The organism is Burkholderia diffusa (assembly GCF_001718315.1).
GTDB lineage: Bacteria > Pseudomonadota > Gammaproteobacteria > Burkholderiales > Burkholderiaceae > Burkholderia > Burkholderia diffusa_B.
Genome location: NZ_CP013362.1, coordinates 2,180,393 through 2,206,657 on the forward strand (window position 1 = coordinate 2,180,393; position 26,265 = coordinate 2,206,657).

A 26,265-nucleotide genomic window follows, 5' to 3' on the forward strand; every position below is an offset into this window, starting at 1 on the left:
GCCGCCGCAAGGTTCATTCGATCTTTAGTTGAAATCGTTTTCCAGGAACGGATTGCGCTTCACCGCCTGGTCGAGCGTGACGAGGGTCTCCAGCAGCGCGCCCATCCGGTTCAGCGGCACCGCGTTCGGGCCGTCCGACTTCGCTTCCGCCGGATTCGGGTGCGTTTCCATGAACAGGCCCGCAACACCCGTCGCGACTGCGGCACGCGCGAGCACCGGCACGAATTCGCGCTGGCCGCCCGAGCTCGTGCCCTGCCCGCCCGGCAGTTGCACCGAGTGGGTCGCGTCGAACACGACCGGCGCGCTCGTCTCGCGCATGATCGCGAGCGAACGCATGTCGGACACGAGGTTGTTGTAGCCAAACGAGACGCCGCGTTCGCACGCCATGAAGCGGTCTTCCGACAGGCCGGCTTCACGCGCCGCGTCGCGCGCCTTGTCGATCACGTTCTTCATGTCGTGCGGCGCGAGGAACTGGCCCTTCTTGATGTTGACGGGCTTGCCCGAGCGCGCGCACGCGTGAATGAAGTCGGTCTGACGGCACAGGAACGCGGGCGTCTGCAGCACGTCGACGACCGACGCGACCTGCTCGATCTCCTCGATCGAATGCACGTCGGTCAGCACCGGCAGGCCGAGCTGGCGCTTCACCTCGCCGAGGATCCGCAGCCCCTCGTCCATTCCGAGGCCGCGAAACGACTTGCCCGAGCTGCGATTCGCCTTGTCGTAGGACGACTTGTAGATGAACGGAACGTTCAGCTTCTCGCAGATTTCCTTCAGGCGGCCCGCCGTGTCGATCGTCATTTGCTCCGATTCGACGACGCAGGTACCCGCGATCAGGAAGAAAGGCTGGTCGAGACCGACCTCGAAATCGCACAGCTTCATGCTTGCACTCCGCGCGCTTGCTTGTTGGCGAGCGCGGCTTCGACGAACGACTTGAAGAGGGGATGACCGTCACGCGGCGTGGACGTGAATTCCGGGTGGAACTGGACGCCGACGAACCACGGGTGCATCGAACGCGGCAGCTCCATCATTTCCGGCAGATCCTCGCTCGGGGTACGGGCGCTGATGATAAGGCCGCCGGCTTCGAGCTGGGGCACGAAGCGGTTATTGACTTCATAACGGTGGCGGTGGCGCTCGTTCACGTCCTTGCCATAGATCTCTTCGGCCATCGTGCCGGGCTTGATCGGGCAACGTTGCGAGCCGAGGCGCATCGTGCCGCCGAGATCGGATTCCTCGGTGCGCGTCTCGACCTTGCCTTCGCGGTCGTACCACTCGGTGATCAGCGCGACCACGCGTTCCGGCGTGTCCGGATCGAATTCCGTGCTGTTCGCCTGCTTCAGGCCGACGACGTCGCGTGCGAATTCGATCACCGCGAGCTGCATGCCGAGGCAGATGCCGAGGTACGGCACCTTCGACTCGCGCGCATAGCGGATCGCGGCGATCTTGCCTTCCGTGCCGCGACGGCCGAAACCGCCCGGCACCAGCACGGCGTCGAGATGCTTCAGGCTGTCGACACCGTTCGTCTCGATTTCTTCCGAGTCGATGTACTCGATGTTGACCTTGGTCGACGTGTGCAGCGATGCGTGGCGCAGCGCCTCGATCAGCGACTTGTACGACTCGGTCAGGTCGACATACTTGCCGACCATGCCGATCGTGACTTCGTGCTTCGGGTTTTCCAGCTTCTCGACGAGCGCCGACCACATGCTCAGGTCAGCGTCCTTCGGCGACAGCTTCAGTTCCTCGCAGATGATCCGGTCGAGGCCCTGGTCGTGCAGCATCTGCGGAATCTTGTAGATGCTGTCGGCGTCCCACACCGAGATCACGGCGTCTTCCGGCACGTTCGAGAACATCGAGATCTTCTTCGATTCGTCGTCGGGAATGCGGCGATCCGCACGGCACAGCAGCACGTGCGGCAGGATGCCGATCTCGCGCAGCTTCTGCACGCTGTGCTGGGTCGGCTTCGTCTTCAGCTCGCCGGCCGTCGCGACGTACGGCACGAGCGTCAGGTGCACGAAGCACGCGCTGTTGCGGCCGAGGCGCAGGCTCATCTGGCGCGCGGCCTCGAGGAACGGCAGCGATTCGATGTCGCCGACCGTGCCGCCGATCTCGACGATCGCGACGTCCGGCTCGCCGCAGGTGGCCGATGCCGCCCCGCGCTCGATGAACGCCTGGATTTCGTTCGTGATGTGCGGAATTACCTGCACGGTCTTGCCGAGATAGTCGCCGCGGCGTTCCTTGCGGATCACCGATTCGTAGATCTGGCCGGTCGTGAAGTTGTTGGCCTTGCGCATCTTCGTGCTGATGAAGCGCTCATAGTGGCCGAGGTCGAGGTCGGTCTCCGCTCCGTCTTCCGTCACGAACACTTCGCCGTGCTGGAACGGGCTCATCGTGCCGGGGTCGACGTTGATGTAGGGATCGAGTTTGAGGAGGGTGACTTTCAGACCGCGCGATTCGAGGATCGCGGCGAGGGAGGCGGCGGCAATACCCTTGCCGAGGGAAGAAACTACGCCGCCGGTGACGAAAACATATTTGGTCATCGCTGGATGCTCGCGGGAAAAACGGATTATACCGTAAAGCCCGCCCTTCTCTCAGCAATTGACGCGATGATCCCGCCCTTTCGCGCTGTGCCGCGTCAGCCGTGCGCGCCCGGGCGAACCGGCCGGCCGGTCGGTGCAACTGCGCACGCCGGCGGGCGCACCGGACCGATGTATCAGGCGCTTTTCGCGAGCGCCGCGCTGCCGTGCGGCACGCCGCCCTCCACCGTTTTCAGCACACTCAGCATCCGCTGCAATGCGCGGGCCGTCTCGATCGGCCGCTCCATCGGGAACAGGTGGCTCCCCTCGATCCATTCGATGCGCCCGCGCGCCGCGCGACGCGTCGCGTCGAGCCCGACCTGCCGCACCTCGCGCGAGCGCGTGCCGGCCAGAAAGCCTAGCGGTACCGGCGCGCCATGCGCGAGCCGCGGGCCGAGCGTATGCGGCAGCGTCCGGTAGATCAGGTATTCGACCTGCCGGTCGAACGCGAGTGCGCGTTCGCCGTCGGCGCCCGCCTGCGGAATGCCGTAGTCGATGTAGTCAGACAACATCCGCTCGTCCCAGCGTGCGAATGCGGGTTTCTCGTGAAAGTGCCGCCAGGCCTCGTCGCGACTGACCCAGCGCGTGCGCCGGTTGCGCGTCGCTGCAGCCGGCGACAGCCGCTCGTCAAGCCCCGCCCATTGGCTTGCGCGCAATGCGCCGGCGCGCCATCCCGCGATGATCGGCGAATCGATCATCACCACGCCGCGCACCCAGTGCGGCTTCTTCAGCGCGGCCATCAGCGACAGGTAGCCGCCGAGCGAATGGCCGACGAGCCAGACCGGGCGCTCGTAGCGGCTGCCGATGTCGTCGAGCAGTTGCTCGACGAGATGCGGCCAGTCGCGCGTCACCGGGTAGCGGCGATCGTGACCGATGCGCTCGATGTAGCGCAGCTCATAGTCGTCTGCCAGCTCCGCGAAGATCGTCCGGTACGTCGATGCCGGAAAACCGTTCGCATGCGAGAAATGGAGGATGTCCTTCAAACGCCAATGTCTCCTTTGTCGACCGGAGTTAGCGCTTCAGCGCTTATTCCGGTCCCATGCTTCGCGGTCGACCGGAGTTAGCGCTTCAGCGTCTATTCCGGCCTCCTCTTTCTTGACCCGCGCCATCGCGCCGCTCACCGGTCCATCCAGTACCGCCGCCGTGCATCGCGATGACGCTCGAATGCGAAACCGCCGCCCGGGGCGACGTCGAACCTCACGGCCCCGTCGCGATCGGTGCGCGGCAACGGAATCCCGCGCATTTCGTAGCGCGCGAGGACCGTCCGGTGCGGATGCCCGAATCGATTGCGATAGCCTACAGGAAATACCGCGACGCGCGGCCCGACCGAATCGAGGAAAGGCTCGACCGAAGACGTGCGGCTGCCGTGGTGCGGCACGACGAGGATCTGCGCGACCAGCGCGTCGCGCGCGTGCTCCACCAGCCGGCGCTCGGCGCGTGCCTCGATGTCGCCCGTCAACAGCGCCGACGTGTCGCCTGCGTCGATGCGCAGCACGCACGATCGTTCGTTCGTGGCACCAGCGCCGGCAGCACCCGGCGGCCACAACATCGTGAATACGACGCCGTCCCAGGCCCACCGCTGCCCGCCCGCGCACGGCAGCCGATCCGCCACACCGGCCACCTGCGCGTCACGCCACAGCCGGTGCTGCGGCGCAATGCCAGCAAGCAGCTGACGGACGTCGGCGGCCGCATAGACGGCCGCCGCGCCGCCCGCGTGATCGGCATCCGCGTGACTCAGCACGAGCGAATCGATCGTCCGGATCCCCCGCGCGCGCAATGCCGGCGCGACGATCCGCGCACCGGCATGGGTCGACTCGGCCCCCGGCCCCGCATCGAACAGCAAAGTCCGGCGCGCGGTTTCCACCAGCACCGACGCGCCCTGCCCGACGTCGAGCACGGTCAGCCGGAAGCCGCCGAGCGGCGGCACATCGGGCGCCGGCGCGACCAGCGGCAGCCATGTCATCGGCGCCGCCCAGCGCAGCGGCCAGCCGCGCGGCATCAAGACCCACGCGACGCCCACGCATGCGAGCGTCAGCGCCGGCCAGTCGGGCATGCGTAACCAGAACACGCCGGCCGGCCAGTCGGCGAGGTGCCGGAGCAGCGCCATCATCGGTTCGAGCGCCGCATGCGCGAGTCGGAACGCGTACGCGTCCAGCGGCGCGGGCAATCCGATCCCGGCGAGCACGACCGGCGTCACGACTGCGCTGACCCACGGGATCGCAAACGCATTGCCGAACGGGCCCGATACCGAGATCTGGGCGAACCACGCGGCCGTCAGCGGCGCGAGACCGATCGTCACCGCGTACTGCACACGCGTCGCCTCCGCGACACGGCGCCCGGCACGCTTGCACCAAGCGCACAACCGGCGCCAGCGGTCGACCGCGGCTGTACCGTCCGTCCCACGGTCGTCGCCGCGGTCGAATTCGCGTACCGCGCGCCAGCCCGCCACGGCCATCAGGATCACCGCAACCGCGCCAAAGGACAGCCAGAATCCGGCCGACACCACCGCCCACGGATCGACAAGCAGCACGCCGCCGAGCGCCGCGCACAACACGGCGGACGTCGGCACGCTGCGTCCGGCAAGGTACGCAGCCGCCCCGGCCGCGATCATCCACCACGCGCGCTGTGCCGGCACGTTGAAACCGGCGAGCGCCGCATAGCCGGCGGCGGCCGTCAGCGCCGCCACCGAAGCCGCATAGGGCGCCGGCATCGCGAGCGCCGCGGCATGGCCGCGCCAGCGCAGACGCCGCCAGACCCACGATACGATCCCGCCCGCGATCGCGCCGATGAGCCCGACGTGCAGGCCCGAAATTGCGACCAGATGGCTCGTGCCCGTATTGCGCAGCACGCGCCAGTCGGCGTCGCCGATGCCGGATTGATCGCCTACCGCGAGCGCGGTCACGATGCCGCGATGGCGCGCGTCGCTGCCGAGCGCGTCATCGATACCGCTGCGCAGCGCGTCGCGCATCCGATCGATCGACGCGCGCCATCCCGATGCACGCGCGTCGAGCAGCTCCGCTCGCTCGGGCGCAACCACATAGCCGATCGCACGAATGCCCGCGGCAAGCCACGTCGCCTCGCTGTCGCGCACACCGGGGTTCGCCTCGGCATGCGGGCGCTTCAGGCGCACGACGAGACGCCAGCGCTGCGCGGCGCGCAAATCGGGTACCGCGCCGCGTGCGGCGGGCGCGCCGTACGTGCGCCACGACAACCGGATCACCGGAGGGAAACGGTCCAGCCCCGCATCGTTCGATTCGACGGCCAGCAGCAGTCGCGCGCCGGTGCCGTCGATCACCGGCAACCCGCTGATCACGCCCGTGACGACGATGTCGCGCCCTTCGCGCTCGACAGGCAGGCTGTCACGCAGCCGCCATTCGGCGCGCGCGGCGGCATAGCCGAATCCGATCGCGCAGGCGACGCATGCGCAGAGCATCCACCGAAGCGCGACGATCGCGCGAGTTCGACCGCGCCGTGCGCACCATGCGAGCAGCGCGCCGCACCCGGCCAGCACGATCGCCCCGCTTATCCAGCCGCCCATGCCCGGCAACGCCGCCTGCCGCTGCAGCACGACGACGCCGAGCGCGAACGCGATCCACCACACGCGCATCGCACCTCCTCGTCGACCTGGCGCCGCCGTCGATGCGGCACCTTCCGGCGACGATTATGCGGACGAACGTGCGAGACGCGGCAGCGCGGCGAGCGCGTTAGCCGTTGTGGATAGGGATAGCGCGTGCGCGTCGATCCCGCGCAGCTCGGCGAGCACGCCGCCGATGCGCGGCACCTGGTCGGGCGTGTTGCGGGACTTGTACGCCCATTCGGGCGCGATGTCGGGCGCGTCCGTCTCGACGACGATGGCGTCAAGCGGCAACTGCGCGGCGAGCCGACGAATCTGCAACGCGCGTCCGAACGTCACGTTGCCGCCGAAACCGAGATGCAACCCCTGTGATAGATACGCGTCGGCCTGCTGAAAACTGCCGTTGAACGCATGCGCGATGCCGCGCCGCACGCCGAAGCGGCGCAGCCCGGCGAGCACGCGGTCCTGCGACTTGCGCACGTGGCAGAGCACCGGCAAGTCGAATTCGCGTGCGAGCTTGAGCTGCCCCTGATAGAAGAATTGCTGCCGCCCTTCGTCCAGGCCAGGCACGAAATAGTCGAGGCCGATCTCGCCGATCGCGACGAAGCGCGAATCATCGAGGCTCGCTTCGATCTCCATGCGCAAGCGGTCGAGATCCTCGTCGCGAGCGTGCGGCGTATACATCGGATGGATGCCGAGCGCATAGACCGCACCGGGCGTACGCTGCGCCAGTTCGCGCACGGTCGTGAAATTGTCGCGCCCGATGCTCGGGATCACGATGCGTGACACGCCTGCCGCGCGCGCCGCGTGCGCGACGGCGTCGCGGTCGGTGTCGAACTCGGCGGCATCGAGATGGCAATGCGTATCGATCCACATGACGGCTTTCCTGCACCCTCGCCGCCGCGTCGGAACTCGCCCGGCACGGCGGGGTGTTGGTTCATACCGGCAGCGCCGGCTCCTCGTGCAGCACGCCGTCGCGCAGGCGCATGATGCGGTCGCAACGCGCCGCAAGCTCGGGGTCGTGCGTGACGATCACAAAGCTCGTTTCGAGCGTCTCGGACAGTTCGAGCATCAGGTTGAACACCGTGTCGGCGGTCGTGCCGTCGAGATTGCCGGTCGGCTCGTCGGCGAGTACGCACGCGGGCTTCGTCACGAGCGCGCGCGCGATTGCCACGCGTTGCCGCTCGCCGCCCGACAGCTCGCCCGGCCGGTGCTTCGCGCGCGGACCGAGACCGACTCGTTCGAGCATCGCCTGTGCCTGTGCGCGTGCGTCCTCGGTCGTCATCCGGCGGATGCGCAGCGGCATCGCGACGTTGTCGAGCGCGGTGAATTCCGGCAGCAAATGATGAAACTGGTAGACGAAGCCGAGCGCGCGGTTGCGCAGCTCGTTGCGCTCGCGCTCGGCGAGTTGCGTAAACGGCTTGCCGAGCAGCGACACCTCGCCCGCGCTCGGTTCGTCGAGGCCGCCCAGCACGTGCAGCAGCGTGCTCTTGCCGGAGCCCGACGCGCCGACGACCGCGAGCTTCTCGCCGCGCCGCACCGTCAGTTCGGTGTTGTTGAGCACCTGCACGTTGAAGCCGCCCTGCACGAACGCCTTCGTGATGCCGCGCGCCTGAAGCACGTATTCCTGCATACCTGCCGAATCCTGTCTGATGGGTTGTCGTGAATCCGCGAATGCGGTCGCGCGGTCATTCATAGCGCAGCGCCTCCGCCGGCTTCACCTTCGCGCCGCGCCAGCTCGGATAGAGCGTCGCGACGGCCGACAGCGCGAACGCGATCAGGCCGATCTTGATGACGTCGCCCGCGACGAGTTCGGACGGCAGCTCGCTGATGAAGTACACCGACGGCGGCAGGAACTGCACGCCGAACAGATGCTCGATCATCGGGATCAGCCATGGGATGCTCCACGCGATCAGGCAGCCGAGCGCGACGCCCGATGCGGTGCCGACAAAGCCGATCGTCACACCCTGCACGACGAAGATCTTCATGATCGAGCCGGGCTGCGCGCCGAGCGTGCGCAGGATCGCGATGTCGGCCTGCTTGTTGGTCACCGTCATCACGAGCGACGACACGAGGTTGAACGCGGCCACTGCGATGATCAGCGTGAGGATGATGAACATCATCCGCTTCTCGATCTGAACGGCCGAGAACCAGGTCTTGTTCTGCTGGGTCCAGTCGCGGATGTACAGGCTGCCCGACAGCGTATGCGACAACTCGACCGCGACCTGCGGCGCCTTCTGCATGTCGGTGAGGCGCAACCGCACGCCGGTCGGCGCGGACATCCGGAACAGCGCCTGCGCATCGCGGATGTCGATCATCGCGAGCGTGCTGTCGTATTCGTAGTGGCCGGACTCGAACACGCCGACCACCGTGAACTGCTTGAGCCGCGGCATCATCCCGGCCGGCGTGATCGTGCCTTCCGGCGCGACGAGCGTGACCTTGTCGCCGACCGTCACGCCGAGGTTGCCGGCGAGCGCGTCGCCGAGCACGATGCCGAACTGGCCGGGCACGAGCGCGGAGAGCTGGCCCGCCTTCATGTCCTTGCCGATGTCCGACACCTGCGGTTCGAGCGACGGCTCGATGCCGCGCAGCATCACGCCGCTCACCGCGTCCTGGCGCGTGAGCAGCGCCTGCGCATCGACGTAAGGCGCCGCGCCGATCACCGACGGATTGCGGCGCGCTTCCTGCGCGGTCAGTTGCCAGTCCGGCATCGAACCGGTCGGCGAGAACACCTCGACGTGCGCGAGCACCGACAGCATGCGGTCGCGCACCTCCTTCTGGAAGCCGTTCATCACGGACAGCACGACGATCAGCGCCGCGACGCCGAGCGCGATCCCGAGCATCGATACCAGTGCGATGAAGGAAATGAAGCCGTTGCCGGTCGTGCGTTTGCCGGCGCGCGTGTAGCGCCAGCCGATCTGCCATTCGTACGGAAGTTTCAAGCGAATCCTTTCTGCTGGTTACGGCGGGGATGGCGGCCCGCGGCCGGAGCGCCGTCCGGCGGCGGAAGGCCGCCCCGGGCACGGCCGAAAAAACGGTCGCCGGATGCAATCGGGCCGTCCGCCGGCCCGATCACGCGCGCAGTTTGCCATACAATGCGCACCATCATGCACGACCGACGCCTCCATTTTCTCGTTCCGTTCGCGCTGCCGTCGGCGGCCGATGCGGCCTCGTCCCTGCACACGCTGGACAGCCCCGCGCTCGAAAAGTTGCTCGCCCGCGCGAGCCTCGTCGAGCGCGTGGCCGGCGAGGACTTCCAGCGCACGCTGCCGCACGAGCGCTGGCTGGCCCGCCAGTTCGGCGCGACCCAGGGCAACGCCGCCGACGAGGCGCCGCTCGCGCCCTACATGCTGCTGGCGGACGGCGGCGACCCGGGCGCCCAGGCCTGGGCGTGCGTCGAGCCCGTCCACGTCGAAATCGCGCACGATCACCTCGTGCTCGTCGACCCGGCAAGCCTCGCGCTCGATGACGGCGACGCCGCCGCATTGCTGGCGGTCGCGCGCCCGCTTATAGAGGAGCTCGGCGTGCGACTGGAGGCGCCGCAGCCGGCGCGCTGGTACTTGTCCAGCGAGCAGCTCGCCCGCCTCGCCGGCGCAGCGCCGCTGCGCGCGAGCGGCCGCAACATCGAGATCTGGCTGCCGCACGAGGCGCACACCGGCGAACGCTCGCGGATGTGGATGAAGCTGCAGAACGAAGTGCAGATGGCGTGGTTCCAGCATCCGGTCAACGAAGCGCGCGAAGCACGCGGGTTGCCCGCCGTCAATTCGATCTGGTTCCATGCGCAAGGCACGATGAAGCCGGTCGACAAGCCGTTCGCGCGCGTGCTGTCCACATCGCCCGCGGCACTCGGCCTCGCGCGCGCCGCGCGGGCCGAGGCCGGCACCGTGCCGGCGGCATTCGGCGCCGTGCCCGTCGCCGCGGGCACGACACTCGTCGAGCTGCCCGCGCTGTCCGCCCCGTTCATCGAACAGGACTGGGCACGCTGGCACGAGGCGCTCGCCGCGCTGGAGCGCGACTGGTTCGCGCCATCGCTCGCCGCGCTGCAGAACGGTGAACTGGCCGGCGTCGATTTCACGCTGTGCGGCGACACCAGCTCGGTGACGCTGCGCGCGACGCGCGGCGACCTGCGCAAGTTCTGGCGCCGCCGCGCGCTGGCATCCCTGTTCGAATAACCCGACCTGTATGACCCGGATCGTTACCCGCCCCGTCGCGCCCGCCGACGCCGAAGCGCTCGCCCGCCACGGCCTGCACCCCGTCCTCGCGCGCCTGTATGCGTCGCGCGGCGTGCAGTCCCCGACCGACATCGAGACGGCGCTCGCGCGCCTCGTCCCGCCCACCGAACTGAAAGGCTGCGCGGACGCCGCGGCGCTGCTCGCCGACGCAATCGCCGACAAGCGGCGCCTGCTGGTCGTCGCCGACTACGACTGCGACGGCGCGACCGCCTGCGCGGTGGCGGTGCGCGGCCTGCGGATGTTCGGCGCGCAGATCGACTACCTGGTGCCGAACCGCTTCGAATACGGCTACGGGCTCACGCCCGAGATCGTCGAACTCGCGGCCGCGCGCAAGCCGGACCTGCTGATCACCGTCGACAACGGGATCGCGAGCGTCGCGGGCGTCGAAGCCGCGAACGCGCGCGGCATCGACGTGCTCGTCACCGACCACCATCTGCCGGGCGACGCGCTGCCGGCCGCGCGCGCGATCATCAACCCGAACCAGCCGGGCTGCGCGTTCCCGAGCAAGCATATCGCCGGCGTGGGCGTGATGTTCTACGTGCTGCTCGCGCTGCGCGCCGAACTGCGCCGCCGCGGCGCGTTCGCGAGCAAGGAGGCCGAACCGCGCCTCGACGGGCTGCTCGACCTCGTCGCGCTCGGCACGGTCGCCGACGTGGTGCGGCTCGACGGCAACAACCGCGTGCTCGTCGCGCAGGGGCTGCAGCGCATCCGCAACGGCCGCATGCAGCCGGGCATCGCCGCGCTGTTCCGCGCGGCCGGCCGCGACGCGCGCACCGCGTCGGGCTTCGACCTCGGCTTCGGCCTCGGCCCGCGCCTGAACGCCGCCGGGCGGCTCTCGGACATGTCGCTCGGCATCGAGTGCCTGATCACCGACGACATCGGCCGCGCGTGGGACCTCGCACAGCAGCTCGACACGATGAACCGCGAGCGCCGCGAGATCGAGGCCGGCATGCAGCAGCAGGCGCTCGCCGATCTCGCGGACGTCGATCCGGCCGACGCATGCACGATCACGCTGTTCAACCCCGAATGGCACCAGGGCGTGATCGGCATCGTCGCCGGGCGGCTCAAGGAGAAATTCCACCGCCCGTCGTTCACGTTCGCGCATGCGGACGAAGCCGGCACGCGGGTCAAGGGTTCGGGCCGCTCGATCCCGGGCTTCCACCTGCGCGATGCGCTCGATCTGGTGTCGAAGCGCGAGCCCGACCTGATCGTCGCGTTCGGCGGCCACGCGATGGCTGCCGGCCTCACGCTCGACACCGACAATGTGCCGCGCTTCGCGGCCGCGTTCGAGGCCGTCGCGCGCGAGTGGTTGTCCGACGACGCGCTGGCACGCGTGATCGAGACCGACGGCGAGCTCGAGGACGCGTATTTCACGCCGCAGTTCGTCGGGCTGCTCGACGAAGCCGTCTGGGGCCAGGGCTTTCCGGCCCCGCTTTTCTCCGGTGAATTCGACGTCGTGTCGCAGTCGCTCGTGAAGGAAAAGCACCTGAAGCTGCAGTTGGCGCGCGGCCGCCAGCGCTTCAACGCGATCTGGTTCAACCACACCGAGCCGCTGCCGGCGAGCGCGCTGATCGCGTACCGCCTCGTGGCCGACACATGGAACGGCGTAACGCGCGTTCAGCTGATCGTCGAGCACGCAGCCGGCTGAACCACGCCCGCCTGGCCGACCGGCCCGCCGCACTGGCGGGCCGCATGCGCGCCGCGCCGAACCGGCCGCAGCGCGCATGCGAGCACGTTCCGCGTCACCGGGAAAGCCCGCCGATCGGCTATAATTCCGCTTTTTTACGAAGCAAGAAAAGCGAACGATCATGGAAGCGGAACGTCTCAACGCGATCGAAAGCTCCCTGCTCGACCTGCGCACGCGCGCGGGCGAGCTTCGGGGGTATCTTTGACTACGACGCCAAAGCTGCGCGTCTGAACGAAGTCAACAAGGAACTCGAAGACCCGAACGTCTGGAACGATTCGAAGAACGCCCAGGCGCTCGGCCGCGAGAAGAAGCTGCTCGAAGGCGTCGTCACGACGCTGACGGCACTCGATAGCGACCTGCGCGACGCGCTCGACCTGTTCGAACTCGCACGCGAGGAAGGCGACGAAGACACCCTCGTCGCATCCGAAGACGACGCGAAGAAGCTCGAAGCGCGCGTCGGCGACATCGAATTCCGCCGGATGTTCTCGAACCCGGCCGACCCGAACAACTGCTTCATCGACATCCAGGCCGGCGCCGGCGGCACCGAGGCGTGCGACTGGGCGTCGATGCTGCTGCGCCAGTACCTGCGCTACTGCGAGCGCAAGGGCTTCAAGGCCGAAGTGCTCGAAGAGTCCGACGGCGACGTCGCAGGCATCAAGAACGCGACGATCAAGGTGTCCGGCGAATACGCATACGGCTTCCTGCGCACCGAAACCGGCATTCACCGTCTCGTGCGCAAGTCGCCGTTCGACTCGTCGGGCGGCCGCCACACGTCGTTCTCGTCGGTGTTCGTGTATCCGGAAATCGACGACTCGATCGAAGTCGAAGTCAACCCGGCCGACCTGCGCATCGACACGTACCGCGCATCGGGCGCGGGCGGTCAGCACATCAACAAGACCGACTCGGCGGTGCGCATCACGCACATGCCGACCGGCATCGTCGTGCAGTGCCAGAACGACCGCTCGCAGCACCGCAACCGTGCCGAAGCGATGGCCATGCTGAAGTCGCGCCTGTACGAAGCCGAGATGCGCAAGCGCCAGGCCGAGCAGGACAAGCTCGAATCGAGCAAGACCGATGTGGGCTGGGGTCACCAGATCCGCTCGTACGTGCTCGACCAGAGCCGCGTGAAGGACCTCCGCACGAACGTCGAAATGAGCAACACGAAGGCCGTGCTCGACGGCGATCTCGACGACTTCATCAGCGCGAGCCTCAAACAGGGCGTGTAAGCGCCGCGGCGCGGCCCCTCCGGTCGCGCCGCCCTTCCCGTTGCGTTGCCGCACCACTCCGAATTCCGACCATCATGACCGAACCGACCCAAACGCAGCCCGCCGTCGCCGCGGACGAAAACCAGATCATCGCCGAGCGCCGCGAGAAGCTGCGCGCATTGCGCGAGCAAGGCGTCGCCTATCCGAACGATTTCCGGCCGACGCATCACGCCGCCAATCTCCAGGCAGACTTCGCCGATTCGGACAAGGCCGCGCTCGAGGCAAATCCGGTCGAGGTGGCGGTCGCCGGCCGCATGATGCTCAAGCGCGTGATGGGCAAGGCGAGCTTCGCGACGGTGCAGGACGGTTCGGGCCAGATCCAGTTCTTCGTGACGCCGAACGACGTCGGCGCGGAAACCTACGACGCATTCAAGAAGTGGGACCTGGGCGACATCGTCGCCGCACGCGGCGTGCTGTTCCGCACCAACAAGGGCGAGCTGTCGGTCCAGTGCAAGGAGCTGCGCCTGCTGTCGAAGGCGCTGCGCCCGCTGCCGGACAAGTTCCACGGCCTCGCCGACCAGGAAATGCGCTATCGCCAGCGCTACGTCGATCTGATCGTCACGCCGGAAACGCGCGACACGTTCCGCGCGCGCACCAAGACCATCGCGTCGATCCGCAAGTTCATGGACAACGCCGACTTCATGGAAGTCGAGACGCCGATGCTGCACCCGATCCCGGGCGGCGCCGCGGCGAAGCCGTTCGTCACGCACCACAACGCGCTCGACATGCAGATGTTCCTGCGCATCGCGCCGGAGCTGTACCTGAAGCGCCTGATCGTCGGCGGCTTCGAACGCGTGTTCGAGATCAACCGCAACTTCCGGAATGAAGGCGTGTCGCCGCGCCACAACCCGGAATTCACGATGATGGAGTTCTACGCCGCGTACACCGACTACCGCTGGCTGATGGACTTCACCGAACAGCTGATCCGCCAGGCGGCGATCGATGCGCTCGGTACCGCGACGATCCAGTATCAGGGCCGCGAGCTCGATCTCGCGAAGCCGTTCCACCGCCTGACGATCACGCAGGCGATCCAGAAGTACGCGCCGCAGTACACCGACGGCCAGCTGTCGGACGACGCGTTCCTGCGTTCCGAGCTGAAGCGCCTCGGCGTCGACGTGTCGCAGCCGGCCTTCCTGAACGCCGGCATAGGCGCGTTGCAGCTCGCGCTGTTCGAGGAAACCGCCGAATCGCAGCTGTGGGAGCCGACCTACATCATCGACTACCCGGTCGAGGTGTCGCCGCTCGCGCGCGCATCGGATACGGTGCCGGGCATCACCGAGCGTTTCGAGCTGTTCATGACCGGCCGCGAAATCGCGAACGGCTTCTCCGAGCTGAACGATCCGGAAGACCAGGCCGCGCGCTTCAAGAAGCAGGTCGAGCAGAAGGATGCAGGCGACGAGGAAGCGATGTTCTTCGACGCCGACTACATCCGCGCGCTCGAACACGGGATGCCGCCGACGGGCGGTTGCGGGATCGGCATCGACCGTCTCGTGATGCTGCTGACCGACAGCCCGACGATCCGCGACGTGCTGCTGTTCCCGCACCTGCGCCGCGAGGACTGACGGCCAAGCCCGCGTGTGCGCCGCGCTTGGGGCGCGCACGCGTCAGCTTTGTAACCACGCGTAAATCCCGCCTGCCGGCGTTCGCCGGCTTTCGATCCTCCCCCGTTTTATCTCCTCGTCGCGACAGCATTCTACTGGTTTTCCCCGCAACGCGCGCCGGCTCCCCGCTGCAATTCGTTACACCTTGATACGGTGCGCCCCTCGCCCGTGGACGACACTCCTGTTGCGTCACCACGCATGACCACGGGACCAGAACGCGGCGCCGGAACGCCAAGTCTGCTCGCTCCCGAGCGTGGGATCCGGCCAGCGCCAACACGCGAAGCCGGGTCGACACCGGAGAACAAAATGGACAACCAGAATCAAACCACGCCGCAAAAGCAACGCCTTCACCCGCTCATCGCGACCGCGGCAGGCGCCGTCATCGTCGCGAGCCTCGCGGCCACTGCCGCGATCACGGGCATCTTCCCGAAGGCCAACAGCAACAACGCGCAGAATGGCCAGACCCAGGCGGCGCTGATCGCGTCGCAGCCGGCCGTCGATACGGCCGCGGCAGCCAGCGCCGCGCTTGCCGCGCAGGCGCAGCAGCAGGCAGCCGAAGAGGCCGCGCGGCAGAAGGCAGCGGCAGTCCAGGCCGAATCGAAGCCCGCGCCGCGCCCTGCAGCCACGCACCGCCGCCACACGCCCGCGCCGCAACCGCCGCAATACGCGCAGCAGCCGTCCGCGCCCACGCAGCCGGCCTATTGTCAGACCTGCGGCACGGTCGTCGCGATCACGCAGACGCGTACGCCGGGCCAGAGCTCGGGGATTGGCGCGGTCGGCGGCGCAGCGGCCGGCGGCCTGCTCGGCAACCAGTTCGGTCATGGCAACGGCCGCACCGCGATGACGATCATCGGCGCGCTCGGCGGCGGTCTCGCCGGCAACCAGGTCGAGAAGCAGGTGCGCGCGGAGACTGACTATCAGGTGCAGGTCCAGATGGAAAGCGGCGCGACGCGCACGTTCACGTACCACAACCCGCCGCCGTTCGGTCAGGGCCAGCGCGTGCGGATCGAGAACGGCACGCTGGTCGGCGCGTAACGCCTGACGCGTCGCCGGGCGGCCCCGGCGCCGCGCCTGAAATGAAAAAGGCTCGTGAAGCATCACGAGCCTTTTCCTTTTGCGCGGGGCTTTTGCCGGGCCACCGCCTTGGTGCGACCCCAGCGCGAGCGTCAGTCTTCGTCGTCGAAGTCGGATTCGTCGATCCAGTGGGCCTGGATCGCTTCGAGGATCTTCTCGCCCGAGTGTGCCGGGTCGTCGGTGAAACCGTCCAGTTCGATGACCCATTGGCGCAGGTCGACGAAATTGATCCGCTGCGGATCGACGTCCGGATGCTTGTCTGCCAGCGCGATGGCGATTTCGCGCGAATCGGTCCACTTCATGGCCTGCTCTCCCGTGTACACGGCGAGTCCGCCCCGCCGAACCGTCAGTGATTTTCCTTCGCGTGGTTGATCGAGTACTTCGGGATCTCGACCACCAGGTCAGAATCTTCCTTCACGATTGCCTGGCACGACAGGCGCGACGTCGGCTCGAGGCCCCACGCCTTGTCGAGCAAGTCGTCTTCGTCTTCGTCGGACGGGTCGAGATCGTTGAAACCCTCGCGAATCACCACGTGGCAGGTCGTGCATGCGCACGACTTCTCGCACGCATGCTCGATCTCGATGCCGTTGTCGAGCAGGTTGTCGCAAATACTCTTGCCGGGCGTCGCGTCGATCACTGCGCCGTCCGGGCACAGTTCGACGTGAGGCAGCACCACCAGTTGAGGCATGTCCGTTCCGTCAGTCAGGGTGCGGCGACTGGCGCCGCACGGTTCAATATCGCGCGGGCCGTCGCCAGCCCGCGTGCAGTTCGTTCAGATCTCGTCGAGGCGTCGGCCCGATAGCGCGCGCTTGATGCTCTTGTCCATCCGGCGCGCCGCGAATTCGTCGGTGCCGTCGGCCAGCGTCTTGGTCGCCGCTTCGATCGCGTCCGTGTCGTCGCCCTGCGCGACCGCGCGCAATGCCGCGACGAGCGCGTCGATCTGCGCGCGTTCGGTGTCGTCGAGCAACTCGCCGTCGGCGGCCAACGCCGCCTGCGTCGCCTCGATCATCCGCTGGGCCTCGACCTGCGCTTCGCGCAGCGCGCGCGCCCGCATGTCGACCTCGGCGGTCTTGAAGCTGTCTTCGAGCATCTTCGCGATGTCGTCGTCGGCGAGGCCATACGACGGTTTCACGACGACCGATGCCTCGACGCCCGACTGCTGCTCGCGCGCGAACACCGACAAGAGTCCGTCCGCATCGACCTGGTACGTCACGCGGATGCGCGCCGCACCGGCCGTCATCGGCGGAATGCCGCGCAGCTCGAAGCGCGCGAGCGACCGGCAGTCAGCCACGAGCTCGCGCTCGCCTTGCACGACGTGGATCGCCATCGCGGTCTGGCCGTCCTTGAAGGTCGTGAATTCCTGCGCACGCGCGATCGGAATCGTCGAATTGCGCGGAATGATCTTCTCGACGAGGCCGCCCATCGTCTCGACGCCGAGCGACAGCGGGATCACGTCGAGCAGCAGCCAGTCGTCGCCGCTGCCGCGATTGCCGGCGAGCAGGTCGGCCTGGATCGCCGCGCCGAGCGCGACGACCTGGTCCGGATCGAGATTGACGAGAGGCGGCTGGCCGAAATATTTCGCGACCGCCTCGCGGATCACCGGCATGCGCGTCGCGCCGCCGACAAGCACGACGCCCTTGATGTCGGCCGGCGTGACCTGCGCATCGCGCAGTGCCTTGCGGGTCGGCGTCAGCGTACGCTGCACGAGCGGCTCGACGAGCGCGGCGAACGTGTCGTGCGAGATGGTCTGCTCGAGTCGGGCACCGCTCGACAGCGTCACGTCGAGCAACGCCTGCGGCGCGGACGACAGCGCTTCCTTCAGCACACGCACGCGATCGAGCAGCAGGCGCACGTCCTCGGGCGCCAGCGCCTTCGCATCGATGCCGGCCTGTGCGAGCACGTGGTCGAACAGCGCGTGGTCGAAATCGTCGCCGCCGAGCGCGGAATCGCCACCCGCGGCCAGCACTTCGAACACGCCCTTCGTCAATTTCAGGATCGACAGGTCGAACGTGCCGCCGCCGAGGTCGTACACCGCGTAGAGGCCTTCGGCCCCGTTGTCGAGACCGTAGGCGATCGCGGCCGCGGTCGGTTCGTTCAGCAGGCGCAGCACGTTGAGGCCCGCGAGACGCGCGGCGTCCTTCGTCGCCTGGCGCTGCGCGTCGTCGAAATACGCGGGCACCGTGATGACCGCGCCGACCAATTCGTCGCCGAGCGTGTCTTCCGCGCGGTAACGCAGCGTCGCGAGAATCTCGGCCGATACTTCGACCGGGCTCTTCACGCCGTCGATCGTGCGGATCTGCACCATGCCCGGTGCATCGACGAATTCGTAGGGCGCGTTCGCCGCGCCTTCGACCTCGGCCTTGCCGCGTCCCATGAAGCGCTTGACCGACACGATCGTGTTGCGCGGATCGGTCGCGGCCTGCTCCTTCGCTTCGTGACCGATGCGGCGGCCGCCCTTCTCCAGATAACGGACCACCGACGGCAACAGCACGCGGCCCGCCTCGTCCGGCAGCACTTCGGGCACGCTGTTGCGCACGGCCGCGACGAGCGAGTTCGTCGTGCCGAGATCGATCCCGACAGCGAGTCGCCGCTGATGCGGCGCCGGCGCCATGCCCGGTTCGGAAATTTGCAGTAAAGCCATCTTGGTTCGTTCGGGCGCTCGGCCCGTTTGCTGCGCGTGCCGCGAGGCACGCGGTTAAGTTTCGAGGCGCTCGATCTGCGCGCCCACTTCCGACGCGACCCGTTCGATGAACATCAGCTGGCGCACGGCTTCGGCGGCGGCTTGGTCGGCCCCGGTGTCGAGCAGCGTGCCGAGGCGCTCGAGGCGTACGCGCTTTTCGTCGCGCAGTTCGGCGAGCAGCGCATCGAGCGCGTCGATGTTGCGGGCAGCCGCGGCATCCTCGATGCCTTCGCGCCACTCCATCTGCTGCATCAGGAACGCCGGCTCCATCGCGGTGTTGTTTTCGGCGCCGATGTCGACGCCGCGCAGCGACAGCAGGTAGGTCGCCCGCTTGAGCGGGTCGCGCAGCGTGCGATACGCTTCGTTCGCACGGGTCGCCCATTGCATCGCGATGCGCTTTTGCGCATCGCCGGCCGCCGCGAAGCGGTCCGGATGCACCTGCGTCTGCACCGTGCGATACGCGCTGTCGAGCGCCGCCTCATCGAGCGCGAATTGCGCCGGCAGGTGAAACAGGTCGAAGTGGCTGTCTTTCAGCGAAACCATCGTCGCGTTCAATTCCGGTTCGTCGCGCGGCAAGCGCCGCACATTAAAAAGGCGGCCCGTGCCGCCTCTTGCCCGCATCGCGCGGAAACCCGCGTCACACGCGGAAGGATTCGCCGCAGCCGCACTCGTCCTTCACGTTCGGGTTGTTGAACTTGAACCCTTCGTTCAGGCCTTCGCGCGCGAAGTCGAGCTCGGTGCCGTCGATGTACGCGAGGCTCTTCGGGTCGACAACGACCTTCACGCCATGGCTCTCGAACACCTGATCCTCGGGGGCCAGCTCGTCGACATACTCGAGCTTGTACGCGAGCCCCGAGCACCCGGTCGTGCGAACGCCAAGCCGCAGGCCCACACCCTTGCCGCGACGGACGAGGTATTTCTGGACGTGCTGTGCTGCTTTTTCGGTCAGTGTAATTGCCATGATGTCCTTGCCGCGGCGCACCACCCGGGCTCGCCGCGATCCTTCACAAGCCGCTCAATGCCGCTCAGGCCGCTGCCTGATCGCCTTCCTTGGTGTCGTGGCGCTTCTTGTAATCGGCCACGGCTGCCTTGATCGCGTCTTCCGCGAGAATCGAGCAGTGAATCTTCACCGGCGGCAGGGCCAGCTCTTCGGCGATCTGCGTGTTCTTGATCGACAGCGCCTCGTCGAGGGTCTTGCCCTTCACCCATTCGGTCACGAGCGAGCTCGACGCGATCGCCGAACCGCAGCCGTACGTCTTGAACTTTGCGTCTTCGATCACGCCGTCCGCGCCGACGCGGATCTGCAGCTTCATCACGTCGCCGCAGGCCGGCGCGCCGACCATGCCGGTGCCCACCGCGTCGTCGTCCTTCGCGAACGAACCGACGTTACGCGGGTTTTCGTAGTGATCCAGAACCTTGTTGCTGTATGACATGACTCAGACTCCTTGACTCGTTACGTCTGCGTGCGCAAATCCGCCCGCGAATGTATTCAATGCCGCGTTCAGTGTGCGGCCCATTCGATCGTCGACAGATCGATACCTTCCTGGTGCATTTCCCAGAGCGGCGACAGTTCGCGCAGCTTCGCGATCTTGCTGTTCAGCAGGTCGATCACGAAGTCGACGTCCTGCTCGGTCGTGAAGCGACCGACCGTGAAGCGGATCGAGCTGTGCGCCAGTTCGTCGTTGCGGCCGAGCGCACGCAGCACGTACGACGGCTCCAGCGACGCCGACGTGCAAGCCGAGCCCGACGATACCGCGACGTCCTTGATCGCCATGATCAGCGATTCGCCTTCGACGAAGTTGAAGCTGATGTTCAGGTTATGCGGGACACGGTGCTCCATGTCGCCATTCACGTACGTTTCCTCGATCTGCGACAGGCCGCGCAGCAGCTTGTCGCGCAGCATGCGGATGCGCTCGTTCTCGGTGGCCATTTCTTCACGCGCGATGCGGAATGCTTCGCCCATGCCGACGATCTGGTGCGTCGGCAGCGTGCCCGAACGCATCCCGCGCTCGTGACCGCCGCCGTGCATCTGCGCTTCGATACGCACCCGCGGCTTGCGGCGCACGTACAGCGCGCCGATGCCCTTCGGGCCGTAGGTCTTGTGTGCCGAGAACGACATCAGGTCGACCTTCAGCTTCGCGAGGTCGATCTCGACCTTGCCGGTCGACTGTGCGGCGTCGACGTGGAAGATGATGCCCTTCTCGCGGCAGATCTCGCCGATCGTCTCGATGTCCTGGATCACGCCGATCTCGTTGTTCACGTGCATCACCGACACGAGGATCGTGTCCGGGCGCAGCGCGGCCTTGAACACGTCGAGGTCGATCAGGCCGTCTTCCTTCACGTCGAGATAGGTGACTTCGAAGCCGTCGCGCTCGAGCTCGCGGCAGGTGTCCAGCACGGCCTTGTGCTCGGTCTTCACCGTGACGATGTGCTTGCCCTTGCCCTTGTAGAAGTTCGCGGCGCCCTTGATGGCGAGGTTGTCCGATTCCGTCGCGCCGGACGTCCAGATGATCTCGCGCGGATCGGCGTTCACGAGCGCGGCCACCTGCTCGCGCGCTTCCTCGACCGCGCGTTCCGCGTCCCAGCCGTACGCGTGGCTACGCGACGCCGGGTTGCCGAACTGCTCGCGCAGGTACGGCACCATCTTGTCGACCACGCGCGGGTCGACGGGCGTCGTCGCGCTGTAATCCATGTAGATGGGCAGGTGGAGAGTCTCTTGGGTCATCTGTCGCTCCGGGAATTCTGTGCAGGGACTATGTGCGTTATGGGGTGTGCGGCGCGTTCGCGCTCACGAACTCGCGATGTTGAACACCGAATTGGGACCGAGCGGCATCGTGCGCACCGGTTCGGCCGGCGCCGCGACAGGCTCCGGCGTGCGCCGGTCGCGCAACACCGCGGGCGCGCCCTCGCGCGCGCGCTGCTGATCGACGAGATCCTGCAGCGATACCGAATCGAGGTATTCGACCATCTTCTGATTCAGGGTCGACCACAGCTCGTGCGTCATGCAATGGCCGTCGGGCTGCTTCGAGCCGTCGCACGTGCCTTTGCCGCCGCACTGCGTGGCGTCGAGCGGTTCATCAACCGCGATGATGATGTCGGCAACGGTGACGTCCTGCGCACGGCGCGCGAGGTTGTAGCCGCCGCCCGGGCCGCGCACGGATTCGACGATTTCATGCCTGCGCAGCTTGCCGAACAGCTGTTCGAGATACGAGAGCGAAATCCGCTGGCGCTGGCTGATGCCTGCAAGCGTCACCGGGCCCTGCTCCTGGCGCAGTGCCAAGTCAATCATCGCCGTGACGGCGAAACGGCCTTTGGTGGTGAGTCTCATGGTGTCTAGGGGACTGCAATCTTGACGATTTTGGTCAAGTATAAATATTTGACGTTTTTAGTCAAGTATCCATGTCTTCGACAGGGTATTCGCAGATCGCTGAATACCTCGCCGCGATCAGCGTGCAGCGCCGCTCCGGATGGCTTCGAGCAGGCCCGCGCACGCGCGCTCGACCTGATCGAGCACCGCTTCGAAGCCCTGCGCGCCGCCGAAATAAGGATCCGCCACTTCGGTCTCGGTCGCGCCCGGCGCGAATTCCATCAGGAGGCGCACCTTGTCGCGATGCTCGGGCGGGCAGCGCCGCCGCAATTCCGCGAAATTGGCCTCGTCCATCGCCAGCAGCAGGTCGAACCGCTCGAAATCCGCCGCACTTACCTGCCGCGCCCGCAGCGCCGACAGGTCGTAGCCACGGGTGCGGGCCGCCGCCTGCGCGCGCGTGTCGGGCGGCTCACCGACGTGCCAGTCCCCGGTGCCGGCCGACTCGATTGCGATCCGATCGGCCAGCCCAGCCGCATCGACCTGGTGGCGCATCACGCCTTCCGCCGTTGGCGAACGGCAGATATTGCCGAGACAGACGAAACAGATGGCAACGCGGGTCATCGCACTATCGGAAAGCCGCGGCGAACCGCGTGGGAGAAGAACGCGCCATTATACAAAGGCGCCCGGAATCGCGCCGCCGCGCAAAGCGACGGCGGCGTGCCTTACAGCGCCTTCGGTGCGGCGAGCACGACGTCGCCGGATGCCGCCGGCAACGGCTGCGCCACGTCGCCGACCAGCCCGAACGACACCGCGCGCGCGAGTTCGGCCGATGCCTGATGAACGGCGATCGGGCCACGCGCCGGCGCGTCGGCCATCGCGTGCAGATAAGCGACCGCGGCGAGCGGGACGACGATTGCCAGCGGCCAGTACATCGATATTGTCTTTCTCATGATGCGGCTCCTTGACCTCATGCCCCGGAACCCGATTCCGGAGACTACAGGCAGGATTCTATAGATCGCATCTATCGAGATAAATACATGAATAGCGAACGCACTGTTGCCCCTCGATGAACAGTCGTCAGCCGAGGTGACTTTGCGAAGCCGCGTACAGTTCGCGAAACGTGCGGCCGGTCGGCGTCGGCATGTCGCGCGTGTCCATCCAGCCACTCATCATCGGCAAGCGCCGCAGCGTGCCGCCATTGCCGCCCAGCCGCTCGAGGATGCGCACCGCGAGCTTGGTCGTCAGCGCGTACAACATGGGCCGGCGCGCGAAAAAGCCCCAGGCGGCAAGCGCGGCCCGCTCGCGCCACGGCCGCAGATGCCGCTCGACCTGTTTCTCGCGCAGCGTGCGCAGCAAGTGCGACAACGAGATACCGGCCGGGCACACGCTGTCGCATTCGCCGCACAGCGTCGCGGCCTGCGGCAAATCGAGCGCCCGGTCGATTCCCACGTAGCTCGGCGTCAGCACCGAGCCCATCGGGCCCGGATAGACCCATCCGTACGCGTGCCCGCCAACCTTCTGGTATACGGGGCAGTGGTTCATGCATGCGCCACAGCGGATGCAGCGCAGCATCTCCTGGAATTCGCCGCCGATCAGTCCCGTCCGGCCCCCGTCGACGAGCACCACGTAGTTGTGCTCCGGCCCATCCTCGTCGCCGGGGCCGCGCGGCCCGGTGAGCAGCGAAAAATAGTTGGAAGTCTTCTGCCCGGTCGCCGAACGTGGCAGCAGGCGCATCGCGGTCGCGAGATCCTCGAGCGTCGGCAGCACCTTCTCGATGCCCGTCACCGCAACGTGCACGCGCGGCATCACCGTGCACATCCCTTCGTTGCCTTCGTTCGTGACGACCGCGACGGATCCCGTCTCGGCGATCACGAAGTTGCCGCCCGTCACCCCCATGTCGGCCGACAGGAAATGCGGGCGCAGCACTTCACGCGCCTCGCGCGTCATGTCGGGGATCTCGGTCAGCCGCTCGCGGTGGTGCGTGCGCGCGAACAGGTCCGCGATCTCGTCCTTGTCCTTGTGCACCACGGGCGCGATGATGTGGCTCGGCGGCTCGTTGTCATTGATCTGCAGGATGTATTCGCCGAGGTCCGTCTCGATCGACTGCACGCCCATCTCGGCGAGCACCGCGTTCAGGCGCATTTCCTCGGACACCATCGACTTCGTCTTGATGACCTTCTTCACTTCGTGGCGTCGCGCGATGTCGGCGACGAGCCGCGCGGCGTCGGCGGTCGTTTCCGCGTACAGCACCGTCGTGCCGCGCCGCGTCGCCTCGCGCTCGAATGCCTCGAGCCACACGTCGAGGTTTTCCAGCGCCCGGTTGCGCCTCGCCTTCAGCGCGGCGCGCGTCGCCGGGAAGTCGATCGCCGTCATCGCGTCGGCGCGTGCGGACACGAATTTCGTCGACAGCTTCTTCAGGTTCTGCTGCAAGCGCTGGTCGGCCAGCTTCTGGCCGGCTCGCGCCTTGAAATGCATCGATTGGACTTGCATCGCGGTATCGGGAAAAGTGAGCGGAACCGGGCGTCAGACGTCGCCCGCCAGCACCTGCGCGACGTGCAGCACGCGCGTTTCGCGGTCGCCGGTGCGGCGCAACCGCCCTTCGATGTTCAGCATGCAGCCGAGATCGCCGAGCACGACGGCGCCGGCACCGGACGCACGCACGTTCGCGCACTTCTCGTCCGCGATGGCCGCCGAAATATCACCGTACTTGACCGCGAACGTGCCGCCGAAGCCGCAGCAGTGCTCGCAGTCCTTCATCTCGGTGATGGCCACGCCGCGCTGCGCGAGCAACGCGCGCGGCTGCGCCTTCACGCCGAGCTCGCGCAGGCCCGAGCACGAGTCGTGATAAGTCACGGGCCCGGTGAATTCGCCGGGCGCGAGCGTCACCTTCGCGACGTTCGCGAGGAAATCGGTCAGCTCATGGACCTTCTGCTGGAGTCTCGCATAACGCCCCATCAGTTCGGGGTCGTCGCGGAACAGGTCGCCATAGTGCGCGCGGATCATGCCACCGCACGAACCCGACGGCACGACGACGTAGTCGAACTGCTCGAACTCGCGCAACGTCTTTTCGGCGAGATCACGTGCGAGGGCACGGTCGCCCGAATTGTAGGCTGGCTGGCCACAGCAGGTTTGCGCGGGCGGCACGAACACCTCGTAGCCGGCATCGCGAATCAGTTTCAGCGCCGAGAAACCGATTTCCGGACGCATCAGGTCGACCAGGCAGGTCACGAACAAACCGACTCGCATACGCGCTCCTTCGAGAAAACGGCTCTCATTATCCGCCGTTTGGCCGGCAAGACCAACGCCGGCGCGCGCGCAAGGGCGCACGGCCGGAAACGAGGACTTCCTCGAACGGCGTTCGCTTTTTTCACGATACGAGATACAATCGACGCAACACCGCTTGATGCGTCAACATTCTCCCCCGACATGAGCCAACCCACCCCGGACTCCAAAACGTCGATCCAGGTGATCGAACGCATGATGCGATTGCTGGACGCGCTCGCCGCGCACAGCGACCCCGTCAGCCTGAAGGAGCTTGCCCAGCGCACCGATCTGCATCCATCGACCGCGCACCGTATCCTCAACGACATGGTGACCTGTCGCCTCGTCGATCGCTCCGACCCCGGCACCTACCGGCTCGGCATGCGGCTGCTCGAACTCGGCAACCTCGTGAAGGCGCGACTGTCGGTACGTGACGCCGCGCTGATGCCGATGCGCGAGCTACACCGCCTGACCGGCCAGACCGTGAACCTGTCGGTACGCCAGGGCGACGAAATCGTCTATATCGAGCGCGCGTATTCGGAGCGCTCGGGGATGCAGGTCGTCCGCGCGATCGGCGGCCGCGCGCCGCTGCACCTGACGTCGGTCGGCAAGCTGTTTCTCGCGGTCGACGAAACGTCCCGCGTGCGCGCGTACGCGACGCGCACCGGGCTGTCCGGCCATACGCAGAACAGCATCACCGACATCGCGAAGCTCGAGCGCGAACTGACGCTCGTGCGCCAGCAGGCGTGCGCGCGCGACAACGAGGAGCTGGAGCTGGGCGTGCGCTGTATCGCGGCCGGCATCTACGACGACTCCGGCAAGCTCGTCGCGGGCCTGTCGCTGTCGGCACCGGCCGATCGCCTGCAGGATGCGTGGCTCGGCCAGTTGAGCCGCACTGCGCTGACCATCTCGGAATCGCTCGGGTACCGGCCGGAGCCGGCGAAGGACGCCGAAGGGCTGCAACGGCACGCATGATCCGGGCCGCACGGCGACCAGACGAAAAAGCCCCGCGAT

General features: G+C 67.1%; 25 protein-coding genes. 6 read left to right on the forward strand and 19 right to left on the reverse strand.

The features are described 5' to 3' along the window. Positions 1–24: 24 nt before the first annotated feature. The 7 genes from kdsA to WI26_RS10110 form a co-directional block, all read right to left on the reverse strand. Complete coding sequence (gene kdsA / locus WI26_RS10080) at positions 25–879, reverse strand: 3-deoxy-8-phosphooctulonate synthase (protein ID WP_014896643.1); 855 nt, start codon at positions 877–879, stop codon at positions 25–27. Beyond that, entirely contained in the window at positions 876–2,534 is a 1,659-nt protein-coding gene (locus tag WI26_RS10085; RefSeq protein WP_059464180.1) for a CTP synthase, read from the reverse strand. The genes kdsA and WI26_RS10085 overlap by 4 nt, the downstream gene beginning before the upstream one ends. A gap of 173 nt (positions 2,535–2,707) precedes the next feature. Then, positions 2,708–3,553, reverse strand: a complete 846-nt coding sequence (locus WI26_RS10090) for an alpha/beta fold hydrolase (RefSeq protein ID WP_059464181.1) — start codon at positions 3,551–3,553, stop codon at positions 2,708–2,710. Positions 3,554–3,687: 134 nt separating this feature from the next. Then, on the reverse strand, positions 3,688–6,177 hold the full coding sequence (locus WI26_RS10095) for a DNA internalization-related competence protein ComEC/Rec2 (protein ID WP_069225864.1): 2,490 nt from the start codon (positions 6,175–6,177) through the stop codon (positions 3,688–3,690). Between the two features lie 54 nt (positions 6,178–6,231). Then, positions 6,232–7,020 carry a TatD family hydrolase gene (locus WI26_RS10100; RefSeq protein ID WP_069225865.1) on the reverse strand — a complete coding sequence of 263 codons (789 nt, stop codon included), beginning with the start codon at positions 7,018–7,020 and terminating at the stop codon, positions 6,232–6,234. Positions 7,021–7,081: 61 nt separating this feature from the next. Further along, positions 7,082–7,840 carry a lipoprotein-releasing ABC transporter ATP-binding protein LolD gene (lolD, locus tag WI26_RS10105; protein ID WP_081051465.1) on the reverse strand — a complete coding sequence of 253 codons (759 nt, stop codon included), beginning with the start codon at positions 7,838–7,840 and terminating at the stop codon, positions 7,082–7,084. Next, positions 7,833–9,086 carry a lipoprotein-releasing ABC transporter permease subunit gene (locus WI26_RS10110; protein WP_059464184.1) on the reverse strand — a complete coding sequence of 418 codons (1,254 nt, stop codon included), beginning with the start codon at positions 9,084–9,086 and terminating at the stop codon, positions 7,833–7,835. The genes lolD and WI26_RS10110 overlap by 8 nt, the downstream gene beginning before the upstream one ends. 153 nt (positions 9,087–9,239) lie before the next feature. On the opposite strand from WI26_RS10110, the gene WI26_RS10115 reads away from it, so the two are divergent. From WI26_RS10115 to WI26_RS10130, 5 genes are all read left to right on the forward strand, one after another. After that, entirely contained in the window at positions 9,240–10,316 is a 1,077-nt protein-coding gene (locus WI26_RS10115; RefSeq protein WP_069225866.1) for a regulator, read from the forward strand. 10 nt (positions 10,317–10,326) lie between these two features. Continuing rightward, complete coding sequence (gene recJ / locus WI26_RS10120) at positions 10,327–12,024, forward strand: single-stranded-DNA-specific exonuclease RecJ (protein WP_069225867.1); 1,698 nt, start codon at positions 10,327–10,329, stop codon at positions 12,022–12,024. Between the two features lie 160 nt (positions 12,025–12,184). Further along, a protein-coding gene (prfB, locus tag WI26_RS31060) for a peptide chain release factor 2 (protein ID WP_155623234.1) occupies positions 12,185–13,289 on the forward strand; the annotation gives its coding sequence in 2 pieces (ribosomal slippage) (positions 12,185–12,265 and positions 12,267–13,289; 1,104 coding nt in all). A 74-nt stretch (positions 13,290–13,363) separates the two neighbouring features. Then, the gene (lysS, locus tag WI26_RS10125) at positions 13,364–14,890 is read left to right on the forward strand and encodes a lysine--tRNA ligase (RefSeq protein ID WP_059450453.1); all 1,527 of its coding nucleotides are present in this window, start codon (positions 13,364–13,366) and stop codon (positions 14,888–14,890) included. Positions 14,891–15,235: 345 nt separating this feature from the next. Further along, positions 15,236–15,964 carry a glycine zipper 2TM domain-containing protein gene (locus WI26_RS10130; RefSeq protein WP_069225868.1) on the forward strand — a complete coding sequence of 243 codons (729 nt, stop codon included), beginning with the start codon at positions 15,236–15,238 and terminating at the stop codon, positions 15,962–15,964. 131 nt (positions 15,965–16,095) lie between these two features. On the opposite strand, the gene iscX is transcribed toward WI26_RS10130, so the two are convergent. The 12 genes from iscX to WI26_RS10190 all read right to left on the reverse strand — a co-directional run bounded on the left by iscX (position 16,096) and on the right by WI26_RS10190 (position 25,236). Beyond that, a complete protein-coding gene (gene iscX, locus WI26_RS10135; RefSeq protein WP_040144569.1) occupies positions 16,096–16,305 on the reverse strand; it encodes a Fe-S cluster assembly protein IscX in 210 nt (69 codons plus the stop codon). Between the two features lie 44 nt (positions 16,306–16,349). Then, the gene (fdx, locus tag WI26_RS10140) at positions 16,350–16,691 is read right to left on the reverse strand and encodes an ISC system 2Fe-2S type ferredoxin (RefSeq protein WP_059464189.1); all 342 of its coding nucleotides are present in this window, start codon (positions 16,689–16,691) and stop codon (positions 16,350–16,352) included. An 84-nt stretch (positions 16,692–16,775) separates the two neighbouring features. After that, entirely contained in the window at positions 16,776–18,644 is a 1,869-nt protein-coding gene (hscA, locus tag WI26_RS10145) for a Fe-S protein assembly chaperone HscA (RefSeq protein ID WP_069225869.1), read from the reverse strand. Between the two features lie 54 nt (positions 18,645–18,698). Then, positions 18,699–19,226, reverse strand: a complete 528-nt coding sequence (gene hscB, locus WI26_RS10150) for a Fe-S protein assembly co-chaperone HscB (protein ID WP_069226396.1) — start codon at positions 19,224–19,226, stop codon at positions 18,699–18,701. Positions 19,227–19,320: 94 nt separating this feature from the next. Further along, positions 19,321–19,644: an iron-sulfur cluster assembly protein IscA gene (gene iscA, locus WI26_RS10155; protein WP_011885413.1), complete on the reverse strand. Its 324-nt coding sequence runs from the start codon at positions 19,642–19,644 to the stop codon at positions 19,321–19,323. A 64-nt stretch (positions 19,645–19,708) separates the two neighbouring features. Beyond that, on the reverse strand, positions 19,709–20,116 hold the full coding sequence (gene iscU, locus WI26_RS10160) for a Fe-S cluster assembly scaffold IscU (protein ID WP_009691729.1): 408 nt from the start codon (positions 20,114–20,116) through the stop codon (positions 19,709–19,711). A 68-nt stretch (positions 20,117–20,184) separates the two neighbouring features. After that, entirely contained in the window at positions 20,185–21,408 is a 1,224-nt protein-coding gene (locus WI26_RS10165) for an IscS subfamily cysteine desulfurase (protein WP_059450456.1), read from the reverse strand. A gap of 63 nt (positions 21,409–21,471) precedes the next feature. Then, the gene (iscR, locus tag WI26_RS10170; RefSeq protein WP_009691731.1) at positions 21,472–22,011 is read right to left on the reverse strand and encodes a Fe-S cluster assembly transcriptional regulator IscR; all 540 of its coding nucleotides are present in this window, start codon (positions 22,009–22,011) and stop codon (positions 21,472–21,474) included. 117 nt (positions 22,012–22,128) lie between these two features. After that, on the reverse strand, positions 22,129–22,611 hold the full coding sequence (locus tag WI26_RS10175; RefSeq protein ID WP_069225870.1) for a low molecular weight protein-tyrosine-phosphatase: 483 nt from the start codon (positions 22,609–22,611) through the stop codon (positions 22,129–22,131). A gap of 101 nt (positions 22,612–22,712) precedes the next feature. Then, positions 22,713–22,940 carry a hypothetical protein gene (locus tag WI26_RS10180; protein ID WP_059510854.1) on the reverse strand — a complete coding sequence of 76 codons (228 nt, stop codon included), beginning with the start codon at positions 22,938–22,940 and terminating at the stop codon, positions 22,713–22,715. A 127-nt stretch (positions 22,941–23,067) separates the two neighbouring features. After that, a complete protein-coding gene (locus WI26_RS10185) occupies positions 23,068–24,480 on the reverse strand; it encodes a lactate utilization protein B (RefSeq protein ID WP_069225871.1) in 1,413 nt (470 codons plus the stop codon). A 33-nt stretch (positions 24,481–24,513) separates the two neighbouring features. Next, complete coding sequence (locus WI26_RS10190) at positions 24,514–25,236, reverse strand: (Fe-S)-binding protein (protein WP_059510853.1); 723 nt, start codon at positions 25,234–25,236, stop codon at positions 24,514–24,516. Positions 25,237–25,416: 180 nt separating this feature from the next. Here WI26_RS10190 and WI26_RS10195 point away from each other — a divergent pair, with 180 nt between their 5' ends. Beyond that, on the forward strand, positions 25,417–26,226 hold the full coding sequence (locus WI26_RS10195; protein ID WP_059464196.1) for an IclR family transcriptional regulator: 810 nt from the start codon (positions 25,417–25,419) through the stop codon (positions 26,224–26,226). Positions 26,227–26,265 lie beyond the last annotated feature (39 nt).